This is a genomic window from Pseudomonas sp. AK-TSAG1-1, assembly GCF_056821665.1.
Genome location: NZ_CM165965.1, coordinates 1,509,858 through 1,533,896, shown reverse-complemented (window position 1 = coordinate 1,533,896; position 24,039 = coordinate 1,509,858). Strand labels below are relative to the sequence as shown.

The following is a 24,039-nucleotide window of genomic DNA, read 5'->3' as shown; positions in this document are numbered from 1 at the left end:
GCTGCAACCCACGACGGGTTCAAGGCCCGTACGGAGATTCAAATGACTCAGATCGCCCGCATCAGCGACACCGGCAATGAACGCCGCCTGCAAGCCGAACGCCTGATCGGCGCCGAGGCCTTGCAGCAAGCCCAGGCCTTGCGTTTCAACGTGTTCAGCGGCGAATTCAACGCCAAGCTGAAAGGCGCGGAACTGGGTCTGGACATGGATGACTATGATGTTCACTGCAGCCACATCGGCGTGCGTGACTTGAACACCGGGCGTCTGGTCGCCACCACCCGTTTGCTCGATCACACAGCTGCCAGCAGCCTGGGCAAGTTCTACAGCGAAGAAGAATTCAGCCTGCATGGCCTGGCGCACCTGCAAGGGCCGATCCTCGAAATCGGCCGCACCTGCGTCGACCCGGCCTATCGCAACGGCGGCACCATCGCCGTGCTCTGGGGCGAACTGGCCGAAGTCCTCAACCAGGGTGGCTACAGCTACCTGATGGGTTGCGCGAGCATTCCGATGCAAGACGGCGGCGTGCAGGCCCACGCGATCATGCAGCGCTTGCGTGAACGCTATCTGTGCACCGAGCACCTGCGCGCCGAACCGAAAAATCCGCTGCCATCGCTGGATATCCCATCCAACGTGATCGCCGAAATGCCACCGCTGCTCAAGGCCTACATGCGTCTGGGCGCGAAGATCTGCGGCGAGCCGTGCTGGGACGAAGACTTCCAGGTCGCCGACGTATTCATCCTGCTCAAGCGCGACGAACTCTGCCCGCGTTACGCCAAGCACTTCAAGGCGGCGGTGTGATGAGCCGGTTGCGGGTGTACGCGCGAATCGCGCGGGTGCTGGTGGTGGTGACGCTGGGCCTGACCATGGCCAGCGTCTTCGGCGTGTTCGAGCGTCTGGGCCTGGCCCACTCGATGCAGCGCCGGCAGCGCTGGTCGCGATTTTTCATGGCGCGCCTGAGCAATGCCCTGCCCTTTCGCGTGACCGTGCATGGCGAGTTGCCGAAGCAGCCGATGCTGTGGGTCAGCAATCATGTGTCATGGACCGACATTCCGCTGCTGGGCATGCTCACGCCGCTGTCGTTTCTGTCGAAGGCCGAGGTGCGCACCTGGCCGGTGGCCGGTTGGCTGGCGGCCAAGGCTGGCAGTCTGTTCATCCGTCGCGGTTCGGGCGACAGCCAATTGATCCGCAAACAGATGACCCGCCACCTGCAAACCCGACATCCGCTGCTGATGTTCCCGGAAGGCACCACCACCGACGGCCGCTCGCTGCGCACCTTTCATGGTCGCCTGCTGTCGGCGGCGATTGATTCCGAGGTGATGCTGCAACCGGTGGCGATCCGTTATCTGCGCGATGGCGACATCGATACCCTGGCGCCGTTCATTGGTGACGATGATCTTCTGTCGCACCTGATGCGCCTGTTCAGCAATGATTGCGGCGATGTCGAAGTGCATCTGCTCAAGCCGATTGCCTGTCAGGGCCGGGAGCGCGCGGCGCTGGCGTTTGAAGCGCAGCAGGCGGTGCAGAAGGCGTTGTTTGGCACGATCCCGGAGAAACAGACAGCACCAATGCGCCCCGCTATTGCTGCCTGAGCACTGATCCCCGGTGGGAGCGGGCTTGCTCGCGAAGGCGCTGTGTCATTCAACATTTTTGATGGATGATCCAGCGCATTCGCGAGCAAGCCCGCTCCCACAGGGGGTTACTGTGTTGCCGAGGTTTGTGCAAATTCTTGAAGTTGCGGGTAGAACAGGCGGAAGTCTTCGCTGAGCGGCTCATACAAGCGCCGCAACTCCTGCATCGCCCCCGCCAGTTCCTCGGGCCGGGTCAGGCGCCGGGAGATCCCGCGCAGTACCTGCTCCAGCACTTCGAACTGCTGATACGAACCCAGCCAGTCATTGGCGACCATGTGCGGTGCAATCTGCGCCAGGCGCTCGGGCAACTGCCGTTCACTCGACAGCACCCGGTAAACGTCGGCCGTGAACTGCTCCAGCGGCTGATCGGCGTACAGCGTCCAGTCGCGCGCCAGGCAATGGTCAAAAAACACATCGAGGACGATCCCGGCGTAACGCCGACGAGTCTGCGAAAAGCGCCCGAGCGCGGTGTCCACCAACGGGTGGCGATCGGTGAACACATCAATGCGCCGGTGCAACTGAATCGCCGCCTCAATCTGCGGCGCAAACTGCCCCTGCAGCCGTCCTTTGACGAAATCGCCATACAGACTGCCGAGTAATTGCTCGGGGCGCTGGCCTCCGAGGTGTAAATGTGCGAGATAGTTCATGGGCGCAGCTTAGCACTGCGCGCTTTCATCGTTACACCACACATATCGTTATAACCCGATATACCGATTTACGCGGTCGTCAGATCAAATTCATATTGGTATATCGCGAAATACCGATTTAAAGTTCGCCTCATCGCGATATAGCGCTACACATCACGAGCACAAAGCCATGAACCTCGACCTCGACGAAATAATAAAAGCCCTGGCACACCCAGTACGGCGAGACATCCTCATCTGGCTGAAAGACCCCAAAGCCGAGTTTCCGGAACAACTGCACAACCACGAGTACGGCATCTGCGCCGGGCAGATCGATCAACGCTGCGGCCTGTCGCAGTCGACCGTTTCCGCTCATCTGGCGACCCTGCAACGCGCCGGCCTGATCAGCAGCCAGAAAGCCGGCCAGTGGCACTTCTTCAAACGCAACGAGGACGTGATTCAAGCGTTCCTCGACGCCATCGTCAAAGAGCTCAGCGCTCCCACAAGGAATTGATTCAAATGCCCCTCTCGCTACTCATTCTGGCCTTGAGCGCCTTCGCCATCGGCACCACCGAGTTCGTCATCATGGGCCTGCTGCCCGATGTGGCGGCTGATCTGGGTGTGTCGATTCCGGGCGCCGGCTGGCTGGTGACCGGTTACGCCTTGGGCGTAGCCATCGGTGCGCCGTTCATGGCACTGGCCACCGCCAGACTGCCGCGCAAGGCGGCACTGGTAGCGCTGATGGGGATTTTCATCGTCGGTAACCTGCTGTGCGCCATCGCCAGTGACTACAACGTGCTGATGTTTGCCCGTGTCGTCACCGCGCTGTGCCACGGTGCGTTCTTCGGTATCGGTTCTGTAGTAGCCGCCGGGCTGGTGGCGCCGAACAAACGGGCGTCCGCCGTGGCGTTGATGTTCACCGGCCTGACCCTGGCCAACGTGCTCGGCGTGCCGCTGGGTACCGCGCTGGGTCAGGAAGCCGGCTGGCGTTCGACCTTCTGGGCCGTGACCGTGATTGGTGTGGTTGCGCTGATCGGCCTGATCCGCTTTCTGCCGGCCAAGCGTGACGAAGAAAAACTCGACATGCGCGCCGAACTCGCCGCCCTCAAAGGCGCCGGCATCTGGCTGTCGCTGAGCATGACCGCGCTGTTCGCCGCATCGATGTTCACCCTCTTCACCTACGTCGCGCCGCTGCTGGGCGATGTCACCGGCGTCTCGCCAAAAGGCGTGACCTGGACCCTGCTGCTGATCGGCCTGGGTCTGACCGTGGGCAACATCATCGGCGGCAAACTGGCGGACAAGCGCTTGGGCGCCACCCTGATCGGCGTGTTCGTGGCGATGGCGGTGGTGTCCACCGTGCTCAGCTGGACCAGCGTCGCGCTGATCCCGACGGAAATCACCCTGTTCCTTTGGGCCACCGCCTCCTTTGCCGCCGTGCCGGCGCTGCAAGTCAACGTGGTGACCTTCGGCAAGGCGGCACCGAACCTGGTATCGACCCTGAACATCGGCGCTTTCAACATCGGCAACGCCCTCGGCGCCTGGGTCGGCGGCAGCGTCATCGCCCACGGTTTCGGCCTGACCAGCGTGCCCCTGGCCGCGGCAGCCCTGGCGGTCCTCGCGCTGCTCGTGACCCTGATCACTTTCCGTCAGAACGGCGCTGCCGGCCTGGCCACTGCTACCCACTGATTAACCACTTCACTGACGAGGGTTGTACACATGGCAACTATTTTCGATCCGATCAAACTGGGCGACCTCGAGCTGTCCAACCGCATCATCATGGCCCCGCTGACCCGCTGCCGCGCCGACGAAGGCCGCGTGCCGAACGCGCTGATGGCCGAATACTACGTACAACGTGCCTCCGCCGGCCTGATTCTCAGCGAGGCCACTTCGGTAACCCCGCTGGGCGTCGGCTACCCGGACACCCCGGGCATCTGGTCCAACGATCAGGTGCGCGGCTGGACCAACGTGACCAAGGCCGTACACGCCGCTGGCGGCAAGATCGTCCTGCAGCTGTGGCACGTCGGCCGGATCTCACACCCCACGTACCTCAACGGTGAAACACCGGTCGCTCCGAGCGCCATCCAGCCCAAAGGTCACGTCAGCCTGGTGCGCCCACTGGCCGACTACCCGACCCCGCGCGCGCTGGAGACCGCTGAAATCGCCGAGATCGTCGACGCCTACCGCACCGGTGCCGAGAACGCCAAGGCCGCCGGTTTCGACGGCGTGGAAATCCACGGCGCCAACGGCTACCTGCTCGACCAGTTCCTGCAAAGCAGCACCAACCAGCGCACCGACAACTACGGCGGCTCCCTGGAGAACCGTGCGCGTCTGCTGCTCGAAGTGACTGACGCGGCGATCGAAGTCTGGGGCGCCGGCCGTGTCGGCGTGCACCTGGCACCCCGCGCCGACTCCCACGACATGGGTGACGACAACCTCGCCGAGACGTTCACCTACGTCGCTCGCGAACTGGGCAAGCGCGGCATCGCCTTCATCTGCTCCCGCGAAAAAGAAGGCGCCGACAGCCTCGGCCCACAACTGAAAGAAGCCTTCGGCGGCGCGTACATCGCTAACGAACGCTTCACCAAGGACAGCGCCAATGCGTGGCTGGCTGAAGGCAAGGCTGACGCGGTGGCCTTCGGCGTACCGTTCATTGCCAACCCGGACCTGCCGGCACGCCTGAAAGCCGATGCACCGCTCAACGATGCACGTCCGGAACTGTTCTATGGCAAAGGCCCGGTCGGCTACATCGACTACCCAACGCTGTAAGCCAAACCGCAGAAACGCAAAAGCCCCCGACTTGTGAGAGTCGGGGGCTTCGTTTTTTGGGTTTGTCTCGCAACAGCTGGAGCTCCATTGTGGGAGCGGGCTTGCTCGCGAAAGCGGTATAACAGTCGACAGATGCATTGAATGTTCAGACGCCTTCGCGAGCAAGGCCGCTCCCACCCCGGCATCTTGGTGATGTCGACATTTGTTGGGATCGTCATTGACCACAGCTAACATTCGTTCACAGGGACGACACAAAATCCCTACAAAATCCGTAGCTCGCTACGTTTAAACTCGCGGTTCAGGCGTATATAAAAGCAGGCCGATTGACATAACCTGTGCCAATTACGCATTTTGTTTCATTTGCGCAGGCTGGGGCTCAGGCGCAGCATATCCAACCCTGTATCGACCCAACGCTCGGCCTCGGCATGCAATTCAAAGCTGTCGGGCGCCAATAGCCATCCATACAGAAGGCCATCGATATAGGCATGAATGCTGATGGCCGCACGGACAGTGTCGAGATCTTCCGGCAACTGGCCGCGATTTACCGCATTACGCAGGGTCAGGCCAATGCGCAGGTTGCATTCGAGACTGGCCGTCCGGCGCTGCTGGCGCAGATCGCACATTTCATCGGTGAATTCGCACTTATGAAACAGAATCTCGTTGATGCGACGGGTCTTCGGATCCAGGGCAACCTGATGGAACAGATGAATCAACAGTTTGCGCATGCAGCCCAGCGGATCGAGTTCGTCCTCGCTCTCGCTGGCCTTGGCCAGTTCATCCAGCGGCTCATGCAGGCTGTCGAGCATGGCCTGCACCAGATCGGCCTTGTTGCTGAAATGCCAATAAATGGCCCCGCGCGTGACGCCGGCCATTGTCGCGATATCCGCCAGGGTCGTGCGGGCCACGCCCCTTTCATAAAACGCTTTCTCGGCCGCTTCGAGAATCTGGCTTCGCGTTTCCTGAGCTTCCTCTTTGGTACGACGGACCATGGCAGTAAAACCTCAAACAGGATGTTTCAGGGATGGCTGAATATCCGCTGAATAAAGAAGGGGCCGATCTCTCACGAATCGGCTCCCCGGCCTACAATTTCAAACCTTGCGACGACTTTTGTAACAGGGTGGGTACGAAGCCAAGGTGTTTACAAACAACCATGAACGTAAGTATATTCCTTAGCAAGCTACTTATCCACTCGACCCGATTTTTTTACCCTTCCACACTTCTTGTGCGCATTTTGCGCGCCTGACCCGAGGATCTTCATGCAATTCAAGCCAGCTGTTACCGCTCTGGTCACTGCCGTCGCCCTGGCATCGCTGCTCAGCGGATGTAAAAAGGAAGAAGCGGCCCCGGCCGCTCCGCCTCCTCAGGTCGGCGTCGTCACCCTGCAACCACAAGCGTTCACCCTGACGTCCGAACTGCCGGGCCGCACCAGCGCGTACCGCATCGCTGAAGTTCGACCACAGGTCAACGGCATCATTCTCAAGCGTCTGTTCAAGGAAGGCGGCGACGTCAAGGCCGGCCAGCAGCTGTATCAGATCGATCCGTCGGTCTATGAAGCGACCCTGAAAAGCGCCGAAGCCAACCTGCGTTCGACCAAGTCGATCTCCGACCGCTACAAGCAACTGGTCGATGAGCAGGCCGTCAGCCGTCAGGAATACGACACCGCCGTGTCCAACCGCATGGAATCGGAAGCCTCCTTGCAGAGCGCGCAGATCAACGTGCGTTACACCAAGGTCTACGCGCCGATCTCCGGTCGTATCGGCCGCTCTTCGGTGACCGAAGGCGCGTTGGTCAGCAATGGCCAGGCCGACGCGATGGCGACGATCCAGCAACTGGACCCGATCTACGTCGACGTCACCCAGTCCTCGGTTGAACTGCTGGAACTGCGCCGTGAGCTGGAAAGCGGTCGCCTGCAAAAGGCGGGTGACAACTCGGCAGCGGTCAAGCTGACCCTGGAAGACGGCAGCCAGTACAAGCTCGACGGTAAGCTGGAGTTCTCCGAAGTGTCGGTTGATCCGACTACCGGTTCCGTGACCCTGCGCGCCGTGTTCCCGAACCCGGATCACACCCTGCTGCCAGGCATGTTCGTGCGCGCCCAGTTGCAGGCAGGGGTCAACGCCGCCGCCATTCTGGCGCCGCAACAAGGCGTGACCCGTGACCTCAAGGGCAGCCCGACGGCACTGGTCGTCGGCGCCGACAACAAGGTCGAACTGCGTCAGCTCAAGGCCAGCCGCACTGTCGGCAGCCAGTGGCTGATCGAAGACGGCCTGAAAGCCGGCGATCGTCTGATCACCGAAGGCCTGCAATTCGTTCGCCCAGGTGTTCAGGTCAACCCGACTGAAGCGACTAACGTAGCCAAGAACCCGGCACCCGCCAAGGCAGATGACAAAGCCTACGGCGGCAAAGGGGAGTAACTCATGTCGAAATTTTTTATCGACCGTCCGATTTTCGCCTGGGTAATTGCCCTGGTGATCATGTTGGTCGGGGCTCTATCGATCCTGAAATTGCCGATCAACCAGTACCCGAGCATTGCGCCTCCGGCCATCGCGATCTCCGTGACCTACCCGGGTGCTTCGGCACAAACGGTTCAGGACACCGTGGTTCAGGTGATCGAGCAGCAGCTCAACGGTATCGACAACCTGCGTTATGTGTCCTCGGAAAGTAACTCCGACGGCAGCATGACCATCACTGCGACCTTCGAGCAAGGCACCAACTCCGACACCGCGCAGGTCCAGGTTCAGAACAAGCTGAACCTGGCCACCCCGTTGCTGCCGCAGGAAGTGCAGCAACAGGGTATCCGCGTGACCAAGGCAGTGAAGAACTTCCTGCTGGTGATCGGCGTGGTGTCGCGTGACGGCAGCATGACCAAGGACGACCTGTCCAACTACATCGTGTCGAACATGCAGGACCCGATTTCGCGGACCGCCGGTGTCGGTGACTTCCAGGTCTTCGGTGCCCAGTACGCGATGCGCATCTGGCTCGACCCGGCCAAGTTGAACAAGTACAACCTGACCCCGGCTGACGTCAGCACTGCCATTTCGGCGCAGAACGTCCAGGTGTCCTCCGGTCAGCTCGGCGGTTTGCCGGCGCTGCCTGGCCAGCAACTGAACGCCACGATCATCGGCAAGACCCGTCTGCAGACTGCCGAGCAGTTCAAGGCGATTCTGCTGAAGGTCAACCAGGACGGCTCGCAAGTGCACATCGGCGACGTCGCCGACGTCGGTCTGGGTGGCGAAAACTCGACCATCTCGGCGCAGTTCAACGGCAAGCCGTCGTCCGGTCTGGCGGTCAAGCTGGCCAACGGCGCCAACGCCCTGGACACCGCCAAGGCCCTGCGTAAAACCATCGACGAGCTCAGCCCGTTCTTCCCGCAAGGCATGGAAGTGGTATTCCCGTACGACACCACCCCGGTGGTGACCGAGTCGATCAAAGGTGTGGTTGAAACCCTGGTCGAAGCAATCGTGCTGGTGTTCCTGGTGATGTTCCTGTTCCTGCAGAATTTCCGCGCCACCGTCATCACCACGATGACCGTGCCGGTGGTATTGCTCGGTACGTTCGGGATCCTCGCGGCCTTTGGTTTCAGCATCAACACCCTGACCATGTTCGGTATGGTGCTGGCCATCGGCTTGCTGGTGGACGACGCCATCGTCGTGGTGGAAAACGTCGAGCGGGTGATGAGCGAGGAAGGCTTGTCACCGAAAGAGGCGACCAAGAAGTCCATGGGCCAGATTCAGGGCGCCCTGGTCGGTATTGCCTTGGTACTGTCGGCGGTACTGTTGCCGATGGCGTTCTTCAGCGGTTCCACCGGTGTGATCTACAAGCAGTTCTCGATCACCATCGTCTCGGCCATGGCCCTGTCGGTCATGGTTGCGCTGATTTTCACCCCGGCGCTGTGCGCCACCATGCTCAAGGCGATTCCGAAAGGCGAGCACGGCACGCCGAAAAAAGGTTTCTTCGGCTGGTTCAACCGCACCTTCGACAGCGGCGTCAGAAGCTACGAGCGCGGTGTCGGCAACATGCTGTCACGCAAGGCGCCGTACCTGCTGGCCTACCTGTTGATCGTGGTTGGCATGATCTGGCTGTTCACCCGCATTCCGACCGCGTTCCTGCCCGAAGAAGACCAGGGCGTACTGTTCGCCCAGGTGCAGACTCCGGCCGGCTCCAGTGCCGAGCGGACACAGGTGGTGATCGACGAAATGCGCTCCTACCTGCTGGAGAAAGAGTCCGGCGCGGTGGCTTCGGTGTTCACCGTGAACGGCTTCAACTTCGCCGGTCGTGGTCAGAGCTCGGGTCTGGCGTTCATCATGCTCAAGCCGTGGCACGAGCGTGATTCGAGCAACAGCGTGTTTGCCCTGGCTCAGCGTGCGCAGCAACACTTCTTCAGCTTCCGCGATGCGATGGTGTTTGCCTTCGCCCCGCCGGCAGTACTGGAGCTGGGTAACGCCACCGGTTTCGACGTGTTCCTGCAAGACCGCGCCGGTATCGGTCACGAAAAACTGATGGAAGCGCGTAATCAGTTCCTCGGCATGGCCGCGCAGAGCAAGGTGCTCTACCAAGTGCGTCCGAACGGTCTGAACGACGAGCCGCAATACCATCTGGAAATCGACGATGCGAAAGCCCGCGCCCTCGGCGTGAGCATTTCCGACATCAACAGCACCCTGTCGATTTCCTTCGGTAGTAGCTACGTCAACGACTTCATCGACCGTGGTCGGGTGAAGAAGGTGTACGTGCAAGGTCAGGCCGGTGCTCGCATGAGCCCTGAAGACTTGAAGAAGTGGTATGTGCGCAACAGCGCCGGGACCATGGTGCCGTTCTCCGCATTCGCCAAGGGTGAGTGGATTTACGGATCGCCGAAACTGGCGCGTTACAACGGTGTAGAAGCGATGGAGATCCTCGGTTCTCCGGCGCCGGGTTATTCCACCGGTGAAGCGATGGCCGAAGTCGAAGCGATTGCCAAGAAGCTTCCGGCCGGTGTCGGTATCTCCTGGACGGGTCTGTCCTACGAGGAACGTCTGTCCGGCTCGCAAGCGCCAGCGCTGTACGCCCTGTCGCTGCTGATGGTGTTCCTGTGTCTGGCGGCGCTGTACGAGAGCTGGTCGATTCCGATCGCCGTTATGCTCGTGGTACCGCTGGGGATCATCGGTGCGCTGATGGCCACCAGCCTGCGCGGTCTGTCCAACGACGTGTACTTCCAGGTGGGTCTGTTGACGACCATCGGTCTGGCGGCTAAAAACGCCATTCTGATCGTCGAATTTGCCAAGGAGCTGCACGAGCAAGGGCGCAGTCTGCGCGATGCCGCGATCGAAGCGTGCCGCATGCGTCTGCGACCGATCATCATGACCTCGCTGGCGTTCGTCCTCGGTGTAGTACCGTTGGCAATCTCCACCGGCGCCGGTTCAGGCAGCCAGCACGCAATCGGTACCGGCGTGATTGGCGGTATGCTCACGGCCACGATCCTGGCGATCTTCTGGGTCCCACTGTTCTTCGTTACGGTTTCGTCCATGGGCCAGCGTAAAATCGCCGATCCGGATGAAACAACTGAAACTCCTAAAGAGGCTGGCCAATGAGCAAGTCGCTACTCTCCATCGCAGTCGCCGCCTTCGTGCTGAGCGGTTGCTCGCTGATACCCGATTATCAGCAGCCTGAGGCTCCGGTCGCAGGTCAGTACCCGCAAGGGCCGGCGTACTCGCCGGCCCAGGCACCGGCGCAGGCCGCTGCCGAGCAGGGCTGGAAGCAGTTTTTCCATGACCCGGCCCTGCAACAGCTGATTCAGGTCTCGCTTGAAAACAACCGCGACCTGCGGGTCGCAGCGCTGAACATCGACGCTTACGCGGCTCAATACCGCATCCAGCGGGCTGATCTGTTCCCGGCTGTTTCGGCCAACGCCAGCGGCAGCCGTCAGCGACTGCCGGCCAGGGCTTCGAGCACCGGCCAGGAGATGATCACCAGCCAGTATTCGGCGACCGTCGGCATCAGCGCCTATGAGCTCGACCTGTTCGGTCGGGTTCGCAGCCTGAGCGAACAAGCGCTGCAACAATACTTCGCCACCGAAGAAGCGCGCCGCAGCACCCAGATCAGTCTGGTGGCCAGCGTGGCCAACGCCTACCTGACCTGGCAGGCCGACAAGGAACTGCTCAAGCTGACGCAGGATACCCTCGGTGCCTTCGAGGAAAGCTACAAGCTGACCAGCCGCAGCAACGAAGTCGGTGTGGCCTCGGCACTCGACCTGGCGCAGTCGCGCACCTCGGTGGAAAACGCCCGGGCGCAACTGGCCAAGTACACCCGTCAGGTGGCTCAGGACGAAAACAGCCTGACCCTGCTGCTCGGCACCGGTATCCCGGCCAACCTGCAAGCGGCCAAACCGCTGTCGGATGACCTGCTCAGCGACGTACCGGCCGGTCTGCCTTCGGACCTGCTGCAACGTCGTCCGGACATCCTCCAGGCCGAGTACAACCTGAAGGCCGCCAACGCCAACATCGGCGCCGCCCGTGCAGCGTTCTTCCCGAGCATCAGCCTGACCGCCAACGCGGGCAGCCTGAGCCCGGACCTGTCCGGCCTGTTCAAGGGCGGTTCGGGCACGTGGCTGTTCCAGCCGCAGATCAACCTGCCGATCTTCAACGCCGGCAGCCTGCGCGCCAGCCTCGACTACGCCAAGATCCAGAAGGACATTGGCGTGGCGAACTACGAGAAGTCGATTCAAACCGCCTTCCAGGAAGTCGCCGACGGCCTGGCTGCACGTCAGACCTACACCGAACAGCTGCAAGCGCAGCGTGATTTCGTCGCGGCCAACCAGGATTACTACCGTCTGGCCGAGCGTCGTTACCGTATCGGTGTCGACAGCAACCTGACGTTCCTCGATGCCCAGCGTCAGCTGTTCAGCGCGCAACAGGCGCTGATCACCGACCGCCTCGCGCAGCTGACCAGTGCGGTCAACCTGTACAAGGCGTTGGGCGGTGGCTGGAATGCGCAAACCGCGCAGAACGAACCGCTGAAAGAAGAAGCACCGAAGATGAAGCTGTTCTGATCATCCGGTGAACACAGAGAGCCCGCCATTTTGGCGGGCTTTTTGTTGCCTGCCAGAAAGTGATGGTGTCTGGGCTCGCGAAGAGGCCTTGGCAATCACTACAAAACCCGGCTCAATCTTGCGTTCGATAATCGCCCAAAACCCGCTTTAGCCAATTGAATCCATCCGTCCGCGCCCCGCACCATTCGACCCACAAAACCAATAACAACAGGTTCGACACCATGCCCCCTCGCCCTGCCCCGCCCGGCTGATCGCCACCGCTTTACCTCTGAATATCAATACCTGTCTGCGCCCCGAACGCGGTGGCAGCGAACCCGTTTGCCTTACAAAAACAAGAGAGCCCCGAGCCCATGACCACCTCCCCTGCGCCTTATGCATTTCCCGGCCTGATCGCCCTGGCCCTGACCGGCGCCGCGCTGCCCGCCGTCGCCGAAGAAGCAGGTTTTGTCGAAGGCGCCAGCGCCAACCTGAACCTGCGCAACTTCTACATCAACCGCAACTTCACCAACCCGACCAAGGCTCAGGGCAAGGCTGAAGAATGGACGCAGAACTTCATTCTCGACGCCAAATCCGGCTTCACCCAGGGCACCGTCGGTTTCGGCATGGATGTGCTCGGCCTGTACTCGGTCAAGCTCGATGGCGGTAAAGGCACCGGCGGCACGCAGTTGCTGCCGCTGGACCACGACGGCCGTCCGGCGGACAACTTCGGTCGCACCAACGTGGCGTTCAAGGCCAAGCTGTCGCAGACCGAAATCAAGGTCGGCGAATGGATGCCGGTGCTGCCGATCCTGCGTTCGGATGACGGGCGTTCGCTGCCGCAGACCTTCCGTGGCGGCCAGATCACCTCCAAAGAAATCAACGGGCTGACCCTGTACGGCGGACAGTTGCGCGCCAACAGTCCGCGCGACGACAGCAGCATGAGCGACATGTCGATGTTTGGAAAACCGGCGTTCACCTCCGATCGCTTCAACTTCCAGGGCGGTGAGTACGTTTTCAACGAAAAACGCACGCAGATCGGCCTGTGGAACGCCGAACTCAAGGACATCTACAGCCAGCAGTACGTCAATTTGATCCACAGCCAGCCACTCGGCGACTGGACCCTGGGTGCCAACCTTGGCTTCTTCTACGGCAAGGACGACGGCAGCGCCCGCGCCGGTGAGCTGGACAACAAGACCTGGTCGGGGATGTTTTCGGCCCGGTACGGCGGCAACACCTTCTATGTCGGCCTGCAGAAACTCACCGGCGACAGCGCCTGGATGCGCGTCAACGGCACCAGCGGCGGCACCCTGGCCAATGACAGCTACAACGCCAGCTACGACAACGCACAGGAACGATCATGGCAGGTGCGCCACGACTACAACTTCGCCGCCCTTGGCATCCCCGGCCTGACCCTGATGAACCGCTACATCAGCGGCGACAACGTGCACACCGGGAGCATCACTGACGGCAAGGAATGGGGGCGCGAATCGGAACTGGGCTACACCGTGCAGAGCGGCACCCTGCGCGACCTGAACGTGCGCTGGCGCAACTCGACCATACGCCGTGACTTCAACAACAACGAGTTCGACGAAAACCGCCTGATCATCAGCTACCCGATCAGCCTGTTGTAAACACCACCCCCGCCTGTGAGCGGGCTTGTTCCCGCTCCCACAATGGAATTGCACCATCCGTCAGGATCTGTAGCACTTCGCGGGGCCTCGCGTAGAGTAGGAAAAACCTGAAGGACTCAGGTGCCACACCCTCCCCGCTTCCGTTATCCATAGTTGTTGGTCCTCAAGCTTTGACCAGATTGTCACCGGAAGACACTGCTGATCATCGGAGGACCACCTCATGATCACTCCTCTCAACGACTCGCCCGACTGGGACGCCAAGGCGTACCGGCAGTTTTCCCGTCTCAGGCAACGCCCGGTCAACGAATTGCTCGACCGTATCGACCTGGACGACCCCAAACGCATTTACGACCTCGGCTGCGGCACCGGCATTGCCACTCAATTGCTGGCCGAGCGCTGGCCGCGTGCGCAGCTGCACGGGGTCGACAGTTCGCGACAGATGCTTGATCAAGCACGCTGCCTGCCGATCAGCGCCCAGTGGACAGAGTGCGACCTGCTCGATTGGCACCCCGGACAACCGGCCGACCTGCTGCTCGCGGCGGCGGTGCTGCACTTCATTGGCGATCATCAACAAATGCTACCGCGCCTGCTCGGGCATCTGCGCCCCGGCGGTTGTCTGGCGCTGCACATGCCGGACTGGCGCGATGCGCTGTGGTATCGCCTGATGCTCGACACCCTCGAAGACGCAGGTCCGGGTCACACCCCGATGGGCACAGCGCAACTGCGCCAGTGCATGGCGGCGCGACCGTTGTTGACGCTGGAGGATTACTACCGCTTGCTCGCGCCACGGACGACATCACTGGATATCTGGGAAACCGAGCAATTGCAGGTGGTCGACGGCAAGTCGCCAATCTATGACTGGGTGAAGGTCTCGGCGCTGAGGCCGGTGATGCAGGCGCTGACTTCAGAGGAGCAGGCGCGGTTTATCTACCACTTCCTGATGCGGGTGCACGCGCATTATCCGCAGGAGAACAACGGGCAGACGCTGTTTCCGTTCAAGCGGATTTTCATGATTGCCAGAGTTTGAGTGCATGTGCTGATTGATGCATCACGGCGTCTGCCGCTTTCGCGAGCAAGCCCGCTCCCACATTTGGACTGCATTTCCCTGTGGGAGCGAGCCTGCTCGCGAAGGCGTCGGCCCAGGCATCCTCACTCCCGGGACTCAACTCCCAGCTCATCCCACACCGACTCCGCCAGATGGAACGATGCATCACGGCGTCTGCCGCTTTCGCGAGCAAGCCCGCTTCCACATTTGGACTGCATTTCCCTGTGGGAGCGAGCCTGCTCGCGAAAGCGTCGGCTCAGGCGCCCTCACTCCCGGGATTCAACTCCCAGCTCATCCCACACCGACTCCGCCAGATGGAACGATGCATCACGGCGTCTGCCGCTTTCGCGAGCAAGCCCGCTCCCACATTTGGACTGCATTTCCCTGTGGGAGCGAGCCTGCTCGCGAAGGCGTCGGCCCAGGCATCCTCACTCCCGGGACTCAACTCCCAGCTCATCCCACACCGACTCCGCCAGATGAAACGATGCATCACGGCGCCTGCCGCTTTCGCGAGCAAGCCCGCTCCACATTTGGACTGCATTTCCCTGTGGGAGCGAGCCTGCTCGCGAAGGCGTCGGCTCAGGCGCCCTCACTCCCGGGACTCAACTCCCAGCTCATCCCACACCGACTCCGCCAGATGGAACGATGCATCACGGCGTCTGCCGCTTTCGCGAGCAAGCCCGCTCCACATTTGGACTGCATTTCCCTGTGGGAGCGGGCTTGCTCGCGAAGGCGTCGGCTCAGGCACCCTCACTCCCGGGATTCGACTCCCAGCTCATCCCACACCGACTCCGCCAGATGAAACGATGCATCACGGCGTCTGCCGCTTTCGCGAGCAAACCCGCTCCCACATTTGGACTGCATTTCCCTGTGGGAGCGGGCTTGCTCGCGAAGGCGTCGGCTCAGGCACCCTCACTCCCGGGATTCAACTCCCAGCTCATCCCACACCGACTCCGCCAGATGGAACGTGGCATTGGCCGCCGGAATCCCGCAATAAATCGCGCTCTGCATGATCACTTCCTTGATCTCGCCGCGGCTCACACCATTGTTGGCCGCCGCGCGCAAATGCAGTTTCAGTTCACCTTCGCGATTCATCCCGATCAGCATGGCGATGGTGATCAGGCTGCGGGTATGCCGTGGCAGGCCCGGGCGGGTCCAGATGTCGCCCCAGGCGTGGCGGGTGATCATCTCCTGGAATTCCGAATTGAACTCGGTCAGCGTGGTCAGGCTGCGATCGACATGCGCATCACCCAACACCGCACGGCGTACCTGCATGCCTTCGTCGTAACGTTGTTTCTCGTCCACAAACTTTCCCTCACTGAGCGTTCAAAAACGCCAATGCACGATCACTGAAATCCGCACCGGCCTGCACGTTGGACAGGTGCGCGGCATAGAACTCGGCGTACTCGGCGCCGCGCACGTGCTGTTGAATGAAGTGCCCACCGGACGGCGGCGTCACCGCGTCTTCCGTGCCGGCGATGACCAGCAGCGGCAGGTTGATCGAGGCCAACTGCTCACGGAAATCGGCGTCACGCACCGCCGCACAGTTGGCCGCATAACCTTCAGGCGAAGTCGCCGCGAGCATGTCGGTGATCTTCTTCGCTGCAGCCGGATTGGCTGCGGAAAAGTCCGGAGTGAACCAGCGCGCAATCGACGCATCACGCAGGGCAACCATCGCTGCCGGACCATCACGCAGCACGGTTTCGATGCGCGGGTTCCATACCGACGGGTCACCGATCTTCGCGGCGGTGTTGCACACAATCAGTTTGTGCAGACGATGACCGGCATGGATCCCCAGCCATTGGCCGATCAAGCCCCCCATCGACAATCCGCAAAAATGCGCACGCTCGATGTGCAGCGCATCGAGCAGCCCCAGCACGTCGCGGCCCAGTTGCTCGATGCTGTACGGCCCTGGCGTCACCAGCGATTGACCGTGACCACGGGTGTCGAAACGCAGCACGCGGAAGTGCTCGGTGAACGCCGGCATCTGCGCGTCCCACATGTGCAGGTCGGTGCCCAACGAGTTGGACAGCACCAGCACCGGCGCATCGGCCGGGCCTTGAAGTTGAGGCCCTTGAATCTGATAGTGCAGTTCGCCATCGGCGAGTTGAACGAAAGCCACAGCCCTCTCCTTCAGACAGTCAAAGCATTGTGCTCGGCCACTGCGCGCGCGACCCAGACTTGGGCCTGGCCTAGGTAATGCGCAGGGTCAAGCAGATGATCCAGTTCAGCACTGCTCAGTTCGGCAGTCACTTGCGGCTCGTCGCCGAGTACCGCGCGCAGATGGCGCTGCTCGGCCACCGCGCGTTTGCAGCACTGCTCGAGCAAATGATGCGCAGTGTCGCGCCCGACCCGTTGCGCAAGGACGATGCTCACCGCTTCGGCCAGCACCAGCCCTTGGGTCAATTCGAGGTTGCGCGCCATGCGCTCGGCATCGACCTCCAGACCATCGGCCAGCAGGCGCGCCTGTTGCAGCGCACCGGACACCAGGCAACAGATTTCCGGCAGGGTTTCCCATTCGGCATGCCACAGACCGAGACTGCGTTCGTGCTCCTGAGGCATGGCGCTGAACAACGTCGAGACCAGCCCCGGCACCCGCGTCGCCGCGCCGATCAATACCGCCGCGCCGACCGGATTGCGCTTGTGCGGCATGGTCGACGAACCGCCCTTGCCCGGTGCCGACGGTTCGAACACTTCCGCCGCCTCGGTCTGCATCAACAGGCTGACGTCGCGACCGAGTTTGCCGAGGCTGCCGGCGATCAAACCGAGTACCGCGCCGAACTCGACAATGCGATCACGCTGGGTGTGCCACGGTTGCTCGGGCAGTGTCAGTTGCAGTTCTTCGGCCAAGGCCTGGGCGATGGGCAACGCCTGACCGCCGAGCGCCGCGAGCGTGCCGGACGCACCGCCAAACTGCAGCACCAACAGACGAGGCTTGAGCTCGCGTAGACGCTGACGGCTGCGGGTCATCGCGCCAAGCCAACCGGCGATTTTCATGCCCAGAGTCACCGGTGTCGCGTGTTGCAGCCAGGTGCGCCCGGCCAGTGGCGTCGCCGCATGCCGCTGCGCCTGCGCAGCGAGCGCGTTGGCCAGTTGCGCCAGATCCGCGTCGATCAGTTCCAGCGCCTGACGCATTTGCAGCACCAGCCCGGAATCCATCACGTCCTGACTGGTGGCGCCCAGATGCACATAACGCTCGGCCTCGACGTCGGTCGCAGCGATCTGCTTGCCCAAGGCCTTGACCAAGGGAATCGCCGAATTGCCCGCCGTGGCGATGGCGTCACCGAGCGCGGCGAAGTCATACAGACCGGCGTTGCATGCAGCGGCAATCGGGGCAACCGCAGAGGAAGGAATCACCCCGACTCGCGCCTCCGCCCGAGCCAGCGCCGCTTCGAAATCGAGCATCGCCTGCACCCGGCCCTGATCGCAGAACACTTCGCGCATATCGCGGGCAGTAAAGTAGGCATCGAACAATTGATTGCCCGGTCGCTGAGTCATAAACAGTCCTTGCCGGCGCGGGCCTTCACGGCCCGCGCGCATCGGTTTAGAGATCGTGGTGCAAGTACGCCGCCTGTTTCGGCAGGCGCAGGCTGAACAGGAACGCCACTGCCATCATCACCGTAACGTACCAGTAGAAGGCGTTTTCCATGCCCCCGGCTTTAAGGCTCAGGGCCACGTATTCGGCCGAACCGCCGAAGATCGCGTTGGCCACCGCGTAGGCCAGACCCACGCCGAGCGCGCGGACTTCCGGCGGGAACATTTCGGCTTTCACCAGGCCGCTGATCGAGGTGTAGAAACTGACGATCGCCAGCGCCACGGTGATCAGCACGAAGGCCAGAACCGGGCTGCTGATGCTCTTCAGGCTCAACAGGATCGGCACGGTGAACAGCGTGCCGAGCGCACCGAACCAGAGCATCGAATTACGTCGACCGATCTTGTCGGCGAGCATGCCGAACAGCGGCTGCATGCACATATACAGGAACAGTGCGCCGGTCATGATGTAGCTGGCGGTCTTGGCATGCATGCCGGCGGTGTTCACCAGGTACTTCTGCATGTACGTGGTGAAGGTGTAGAAAATCAGCGAGCCACCGGCGGTGTAACCAAGCACGGTGATGAACGCGGCTTTATGATCACGGAACAGCGCACGGATGCTGCCGGCGTCCTTGTTCTCGCGCATTTCCTTGCTGGTGGTTTCTTTGAGCGAACGACGCAGGAACAGCGAGATCACCGCCGCCACCGCACCGACCACAAACGGAATCCGCCAGCCGTAGGCACGCAGTTCGTCTTCGCTGAGGAACTGCTGCAGGATCACCACCAGCAGCACCGCCAGCAGTTGGCCGCCGATCAGGGTCACGTACTGGAACGAGGCGAAGAACCCGCGCTGCCCCTTGAGCGCGACTTCACTCATGTAAGTCGCGGTGGTGCCGTATTCGCCCCCCACCGACAGACCTTGCAGCAGACGCGCGAACAGCAACAGCAGCGGCGCCCAGACGCCAATGCTGGAATAGGTCGGCAGGCAGGCGATGAGCAGCGAGCCGAAGCACATCATCAGCACCGAAATCATCATCGAGGTCTTGCGGCCCTTCTTGTCCGCCAGCCGACCGAAAATCCAGCCACCAATCGGGCGCATCAGGAACCCGGCAGCGAACACCCCGGCCGTGTTGACCAGTTGCACCGTGGGGTTATCGGAGGGGAAAAACGCCGGGGCGAAATAGATTGCGCAAAAGGCGTAGACATAGAAGTCGAACCATTCGACCAGGTTGCCGGACGAGGCACCGACAATCGCGAAGATGCGCTTGCTGCGCTCTTCGCCGGTGTAATGAGCGGTGGTAGTTGTCATTGTTTTTTACTCTGAGGGGACAGGTGAGAGTCTAGACACACTTCGCAACAGTCCCGTTCCACGATGAATCATCAACACAGCCATTCCCCTGTGGGAGCGGGCTTGCTCGCGAAAGCAGTGTGTCAGTCACCATCGATGTTGCCTGACATGACGCCTTCGCGAGCAAGCTCGCTCCCACAGGGGATGTGTGGTGATCTTCAGTAGTCGAAGAACACCGTCTCGGCGTCAGCGCCCTGCAAAATCACATTCCACTGATAAACCCCCGCCGCATCCGGCTTCGCCAGCAAGGTCGCACGACGCTCGGCCGGTACACATTCGAGCAGCGGATCATTCACGTTGGCCGGGTCGCCTTCAAAGTAGATGCGCGTCAGCAAGTGCTTGACCAAACCACGGGCAAACACCAGGACCACCAGGTGCGGGGCCTGGGTCGAGCCCTTCAGGCCTTCGACCGTGCCCGGTTTGATCGTGGTGAAACGGAAACGCCCTTCGGCGTCCACCGGCACCCGGCCGAAACCTTCGAAATGCGGGTCCAGCGGTTTGTCCTGCGCATCTTCCGGATGCGCGTACTTGCCGGCGGCGTTGGCCTGCCAGACTTCGAGCATCGCGTCGTTGACCACATCGCCGTTGCCGTCAACGACTTGGCCGGTGATCGCCACGCGCTCGCCGAGGGTTTGTTCGACCGCGAGGTTTTCGCGGTTAAGCCAGGTCAGGCCGATGTGGTAGTACGGCCCGACGGTGTGGGACGTGGTGGCAGTCAGCGTCATCTTATTTCTCCATCGGCGTGGCATCGCGGCCGCGCAAGACGATGTCCCAGCGATAGCCGAGGGCGTAGGACGGAATGGTTTTTTCCAGATCGAAAGCGGCGATCAAACGTTCCTTGGCCGAGGTGTCCGGCACGCAGTTGTAGATCGGGTCGTAGGCCAGCAGCGGGTCGCCGGGGAAATACATCTGCGTCACCAGACGGGTGAGGATGCTCGGCCCGAACAGCGAAAAGTGAATGTGCGCCGGACGCCACGCGTTGTGGTGATTGCCCCACGGGTAAGCGCCTGGCTTGATGGTCTGGAACTGGTACCAGCCATCGGCGTCGGTCACGGTGCGGCCGGTGCCGGTAAAGTTCGGGTCCAGCGGTGCGTCGTGCAGATCACGCTGGTGGTTGTAGCGACCGGCGGCGTTGGCCTGCCAGATCTCCACCAGAATCCCCGGCACCGGCAGCCCGTTTTCGTCGAGCACGCGGCCGTGAATGATAATGCGCTCGCCCAACGGTTCGCCGTCGTGCTGGGCAGTCAGATCGTTGTCCTTCTCGGCGACGCGTTCGGCACCAATGGTCGGGCCGGTGATCTCCGATAACGAATGCGGCAGAAACACCAACGGCTTGGACGGCGAGCGCAGGTTGGTGGATTGATACGTCGGGTGCAGGTACTCAGGCTGGGTGCCTTCCTGCGGACGACGGTAGCCAGGCTTGTCAGTCATTTCGCTTTCCTCAGTTCTTATCAGTCGACGCGCTGCGTCAGACGCGTTCGATCGCCAGGGCCAGACCTTGGCCGACACCGACGCACATCGTCGCCAGACCTTTCTTGCCTTGAATCTTTTCAAGCTGATGCAACGCGGTCAGTACCAGCCGCGCACCGCTCATGCCCAACGGGTGCCCCAAGGCAATCGCGCCGCCGTTCGGGTTGACCTGCGCCGCGTCGTCCGCCAGCCCCAGCTCACGCAGCACCGCCAACCCCTGGCTGGCAAACGCTTCATTGAGTTCGATCACATCGAAATCGCTGACCGCCACGCCGAGACGCTCGATCAGTTTGCGCACCGCCGGCACCGGGCCGATGCCCATGACGCGTGGCGCGACACCGGCGCTGGCCATACCGAGCACTCTGGCGCGGGCCGTCAGGCCATGTTTTTTCACCGCTTCGGCCGAAGCGAGAATCAGCGCGGCAGCACCGTCGTTGACGCCGGAGGCATTACCGGCGGTGACGGTTTTGTCCGGGCCGTTGACCGGTTTCAATTTGGTCAGCGCTTCAATCGTGGTGTCAGCGCGTGGATGTTCGTCTTGGCTGACCACGGTTTCGCCCTTCTTGTGGGCAATCCGCACTTCGACGATTTCCTCGGCGAAGTAGCCCGCAGCTTGTGCAGCGGCAGTGCGTTGCTGGCTGCGCAGGGCAAACGCATCCTGATCGGCGCGCGACACTTTATAGTCATCGGCCACGTTGTCGGCGGTCTGCGGCATCGCATCGACGCCGTACTGGGCCTTCATCAACGGATTGATGAGGCGCCACCCGATGGTGGTGTCTTCGAGTTTCATGTTGCGCGAAAACGCCGCGTCAGCCTTGCCCATCACGAACGGCGCGCGGGACATCGACTCGACGCCACCGGCAATCGCCAGCTCCATCTCGCCACTGGCAATCGCGCGGAACGCGGTGCCGATCGCGTCCATGCCCGAAGCGCAGAGACGGTTGAGGGTCACGCCCGGCACGCTGTCCGGCAGGCCGGCCAGCAGCAGCGCCATGCGCGCCACGTTGCGGTTGTCTTCGCCAGCCTGGTTGGCGCAGCCGAGGAACACTTCGTCGATCGCGTTCCAGTCCACCGAGGGATTGCGCTCCATCAGTGCCTTGATCGGCACCGCGGCCAGATCGTCGGCGCGCACGGCAGACAGTCCGCCGCCGAAACGGCCGATGGGGGTACGAATCGCATCGCAGATATACACGTCACGCATCATGCTTCTCCCGGTGCCTGGCCGTGGGCGGCGGCGGTGCGTGCTTCGAGGTCACGCAGCGCGGTCAGTTCGACCTCGGTCGGCTCGGCGGTGGTGGCTACATTGTCGGCAAAACGAATGGCCCAACCGGTGGCGGCAATCACTTGCTCGCGGGTCACGCCGGGGTGCAGCGCGGTGACCACGAATTCATGGCTGCCCGCTTCCGGCTCCATGATGCACAGGTCAGTGATGATCCCCACCGGGCCGGCGCCCGGCAGCCCCAGACGCTTGCGCGAATCGCCGCCCTCGCCGTGACCGACCGACGTGATGAAGTCGAGCTTGTCGACAAACGAGCGCGCCGACTGCTTGAGGATGATCAGCACGCTTTTGGCAGAACCGGCGATCTCCGGCGCACCGCCGGCACCCGGCAAACGCACTTTCGGGGAAAAGTAATCACCGACTACGGTGGTATTGATGTTGCCGAAACGGTCGACCTGCGCGGCGCCGAGAAAACCGACGTCGATGCGTCCGCCCTGCAGCCAATAGCGAAAAATCTCACCGGTTGGTACGACGGTGTCGGCGGTTTCCGCCAGTTCGCCATCACCGATGGACAGCGGCAGTACGCTGGGCTTGGCGCCAATCGGCCCCGATTCGTAGATCAGCACCACGTCGGGCGACGAGGTCAGGCGCGCGAGGTTGGCGGCTTTCGACGGCAGGCCGATGCCGACGAAGCACACCGAGCCGTTCTTCAGGCGACGGGCCGCCGCGACGGTCATCATTTCATTGGTGGAGTACGTCATTACTTGGCCTCCGAAGCAGCGGCCAACTTGGCCTGGAACTCGCTGAAGTCAGCGCAGCCATGGATGTATTCGTTGAGCCACGCGGTAAACGTCTCACGGTCGCGGGCGATCGGGTCCCACGCCTGATAGAAACGATTGTCGCGTTCGGTGTAACCGTGGGCGTAGGACGGATGCGCGCCGCCGGGTACATGGCAGACCGCGCTCAAGGCCCAGGTCGGCAGCACGCAGGCGTTCATCGGCGCGTTGAGGTTATCGACGATTTCCTCGACGGTGACGATGCAGCGCTTGGCCGCCAGCGCCGCTTCTTTCTGCACCCCGAGAATGCCCCACAGCAGCACGTTGCCCTGGCGGTCGGCTTTCTGCGCGTGGATCACGGTCACGTCCGGACGCACCGACGGCACTGCCGCCAGCACTTCACCGGTGAACGGGCAAGTCACGGACTTGATCAGCGGATTGACCTTCGGCAGGTCGGAACCGGCATAGGCCCGCAATACTGCGAACGGCAGGCCGGAAGCGCCGGCGACGTAGGCATTGGCCAGGTCGGCGTGGCTGTGCTCTTCGATTTCCAGCGCATGCGGCCATTGCTTCTCGACCGCATCGCGCAGACGGTGCAGCGAACCCACGCCCGGATTGCCGCCCCAGGAAAAGATCAGCTTGCGTGCACAACCGGCACCGATCAGTTGGTCGTAGATCAGGTCAGGCGTCATCCGCACCAGGGTCAGATCTTTCTTGCCCTGACGAATGATTTCATGACCTGCCGCCGTAGGGATCAGGTGAGTGAAGCCTTCGAGCGCGACGGTGTCACCGTCGTTGACGAATTGCTTCACTGCGTCGTGCAGCGAAAGGATCTCAGCCATGGAGCAGGCTCCCGTTTTTGTAGTGAATCGCCAGTGATAAAAAGGCGCGAGGTTCAGCGCCGGAGTCACTGCAGATTAAGCCGCGAAAAATCGCCAAACAATCCGATAATCGACTGAGTGTTCGTTTATCGAACAGATTGTTATCACCCTAACAATCAAC

At 61.8% G+C, this 24,039-nt stretch carries 21 protein-coding genes; 10 read left to right on the top strand and 11 right to left on the bottom strand.

From position 1 onward, the window contains the following. Positions 1–42: 42 nt before the first annotated feature. Positions 43–798, top strand: a complete 756-nt coding sequence (olsB, locus tag AC1UK9_RS06945) for an L-ornithine N(alpha)-acyltransferase (protein ID WP_025110726.1) — start codon at positions 43–45, stop codon at positions 796–798. Then, the gene (locus tag AC1UK9_RS06940) at positions 798–1,589 is read left to right on the top strand and encodes a lysophospholipid acyltransferase family protein (RefSeq protein ID WP_025110727.1); all 792 of its coding nucleotides are present in this window, start codon (positions 798–800) and stop codon (positions 1,587–1,589) included. The genes olsB and AC1UK9_RS06940 overlap by 1 nt, the downstream gene beginning before the upstream one ends. Positions 1,590–1,696: 107 nt before the next feature. Here the strand turns inward: AC1UK9_RS06940 and AC1UK9_RS06935 are convergent, their stop codons facing one another. Continuing rightward, positions 1,697–2,275 (bottom strand): acyl carrier protein phosphodiesterase, encoded by a 579-nt coding sequence (locus AC1UK9_RS06935; RefSeq protein ID WP_482579748.1) that lies wholly within the window; start codon positions 2,273–2,275, stop codon positions 1,697–1,699. A 169-nt stretch (positions 2,276–2,444) separates the two neighbouring features. Between AC1UK9_RS06935 and AC1UK9_RS06930 the strand changes: the two genes are divergently transcribed. Genes AC1UK9_RS06930 through AC1UK9_RS06920 form a run of 3 tightly spaced genes read left to right on the top strand, consistent with a single transcriptional unit; the run spans position 2,445 to position 5,017 of the window. Then, positions 2,445–2,765 carry an ArsR/SmtB family transcription factor gene (locus AC1UK9_RS06930; protein WP_025110729.1) on the top strand — a complete coding sequence of 107 codons (321 nt, stop codon included), beginning with the start codon at positions 2,445–2,447 and terminating at the stop codon, positions 2,763–2,765. A gap of 5 nt (positions 2,766–2,770) precedes the next feature. After that, complete coding sequence (locus tag AC1UK9_RS06925; protein ID WP_482579747.1) at positions 2,771–3,937, top strand: MFS transporter; 1,167 nt, start codon at positions 2,771–2,773, stop codon at positions 3,935–3,937. A gap of 30 nt (positions 3,938–3,967) precedes the next feature. Next, positions 3,968–5,017 (top strand): alkene reductase, encoded by a 1,050-nt coding sequence (locus AC1UK9_RS06920; protein ID WP_482579746.1) that lies wholly within the window; start codon positions 3,968–3,970, stop codon positions 5,015–5,017. Positions 5,018–5,373: 356 nt separating this feature from the next. Here the strand turns inward: AC1UK9_RS06920 and emhR are convergent, their stop codons facing one another. After that, on the bottom strand, positions 5,374–6,006 hold the full coding sequence (gene emhR, locus AC1UK9_RS06915; RefSeq protein ID WP_473014702.1) for an efflux system transcriptional repressor EmhR: 633 nt from the start codon (positions 6,004–6,006) through the stop codon (positions 5,374–5,376). Positions 6,007–6,273: 267 nt separating this feature from the next. On the opposite strand from emhR, the gene emhA reads away from it, so the two are divergent. From emhA to AC1UK9_RS06890, 5 genes are all read left to right on the top strand, one after another. After that, entirely contained in the window at positions 6,274–7,428 is a 1,155-nt protein-coding gene (emhA, locus tag AC1UK9_RS06910; RefSeq protein ID WP_482579745.1) for an efflux RND transporter periplasmic adaptor subunit EmhA, read from the top strand. Between the two features lie 3 nt (positions 7,429–7,431). Next, positions 7,432–10,581 (top strand): efflux RND transporter permease subunit EmhB, encoded by a 3,150-nt coding sequence (gene emhB / locus AC1UK9_RS06905; protein WP_473014700.1) that lies wholly within the window; start codon positions 7,432–7,434, stop codon positions 10,579–10,581. Next, positions 10,578–12,038: an efflux RND transporter outer membrane subunit EmhC gene (emhC, locus tag AC1UK9_RS06900; RefSeq protein ID WP_473014698.1), complete on the top strand. Its 1,461-nt coding sequence runs from the start codon at positions 10,578–10,580 to the stop codon at positions 12,036–12,038. Before emhB ends, emhC begins: the two co-directional genes overlap by 4 nt. Positions 12,039–12,388: 350 nt before the next feature. Next, positions 12,389–13,648 (top strand): OprD family porin, encoded by a 1,260-nt coding sequence (locus AC1UK9_RS06895; RefSeq protein ID WP_482579744.1) that lies wholly within the window; start codon positions 12,389–12,391, stop codon positions 13,646–13,648. Between the two features lie 220 nt (positions 13,649–13,868). Then, positions 13,869–14,675 carry a methyltransferase domain-containing protein gene (locus AC1UK9_RS06890; protein ID WP_482579743.1) on the top strand — a complete coding sequence of 269 codons (807 nt, stop codon included), beginning with the start codon at positions 13,869–13,871 and terminating at the stop codon, positions 14,673–14,675. Between the two features lie 930 nt (positions 14,676–15,605). On the opposite strand, the gene pcaC is transcribed toward AC1UK9_RS06890, so the two are convergent. The 9 genes from pcaC to AC1UK9_RS06845 form a co-directional block, all read right to left on the bottom strand. Continuing rightward, positions 15,606–15,998 (bottom strand): 4-carboxymuconolactone decarboxylase, encoded by a 393-nt coding sequence (gene pcaC / locus AC1UK9_RS06885; protein ID WP_007917093.1) that lies wholly within the window; start codon positions 15,996–15,998, stop codon positions 15,606–15,608. Between the two features lie 10 nt (positions 15,999–16,008). After that, the gene (gene pcaD, locus AC1UK9_RS06880; protein WP_473014696.1) at positions 16,009–16,815 is read right to left on the bottom strand and encodes a 3-oxoadipate enol-lactonase; all 807 of its coding nucleotides are present in this window, start codon (positions 16,813–16,815) and stop codon (positions 16,009–16,011) included. An 11-nt stretch (positions 16,816–16,826) separates the two neighbouring features. Beyond that, complete coding sequence (locus AC1UK9_RS06875) at positions 16,827–18,191, bottom strand: 3-carboxy-cis,cis-muconate cycloisomerase (protein WP_025110740.1); 1,365 nt, start codon at positions 18,189–18,191, stop codon at positions 16,827–16,829. A gap of 46 nt (positions 18,192–18,237) precedes the next feature. Further along, a complete protein-coding gene (locus tag AC1UK9_RS06870; RefSeq protein ID WP_025110741.1) occupies positions 18,238–19,533 on the bottom strand; it encodes an MFS family transporter in 1,296 nt (431 codons plus the stop codon). A gap of 197 nt (positions 19,534–19,730) precedes the next feature. After that, on the bottom strand, positions 19,731–20,297 hold the full coding sequence (pcaG, locus tag AC1UK9_RS06865; RefSeq protein WP_473014692.1) for a protocatechuate 3,4-dioxygenase subunit alpha: 567 nt from the start codon (positions 20,295–20,297) through the stop codon (positions 19,731–19,733). Between the two features lies 1 nt (position 20,298). Further along, entirely contained in the window at positions 20,299–21,003 is a 705-nt protein-coding gene (pcaH, locus tag AC1UK9_RS06860; protein ID WP_025110743.1) for a protocatechuate 3,4-dioxygenase subunit beta, read from the bottom strand. Between the two features lie 37 nt (positions 21,004–21,040). Beyond that, positions 21,041–22,246: a 3-oxoadipyl-CoA thiolase gene (pcaF, locus tag AC1UK9_RS06855; RefSeq protein WP_482579742.1), complete on the bottom strand. Its 1,206-nt coding sequence runs from the start codon at positions 22,244–22,246 to the stop codon at positions 21,041–21,043. Then, positions 22,243–23,022, bottom strand: coding sequence for a CoA-transferase subunit beta (locus AC1UK9_RS06850; RefSeq protein WP_473014690.1), 780 nt, complete (start codon positions 23,020–23,022; stop codon positions 22,243–22,245). Before AC1UK9_RS06850 ends, pcaF begins: the two co-directional genes overlap by 4 nt. Then, on the bottom strand, positions 23,022–23,879 hold the full coding sequence (locus AC1UK9_RS06845; protein WP_482579741.1) for a CoA transferase subunit A: 858 nt from the start codon (positions 23,877–23,879) through the stop codon (positions 23,022–23,024). The genes AC1UK9_RS06850 and AC1UK9_RS06845 overlap by 1 nt, the downstream gene beginning before the upstream one ends. Positions 23,880–24,039: the final 160 nt, after the last annotated feature.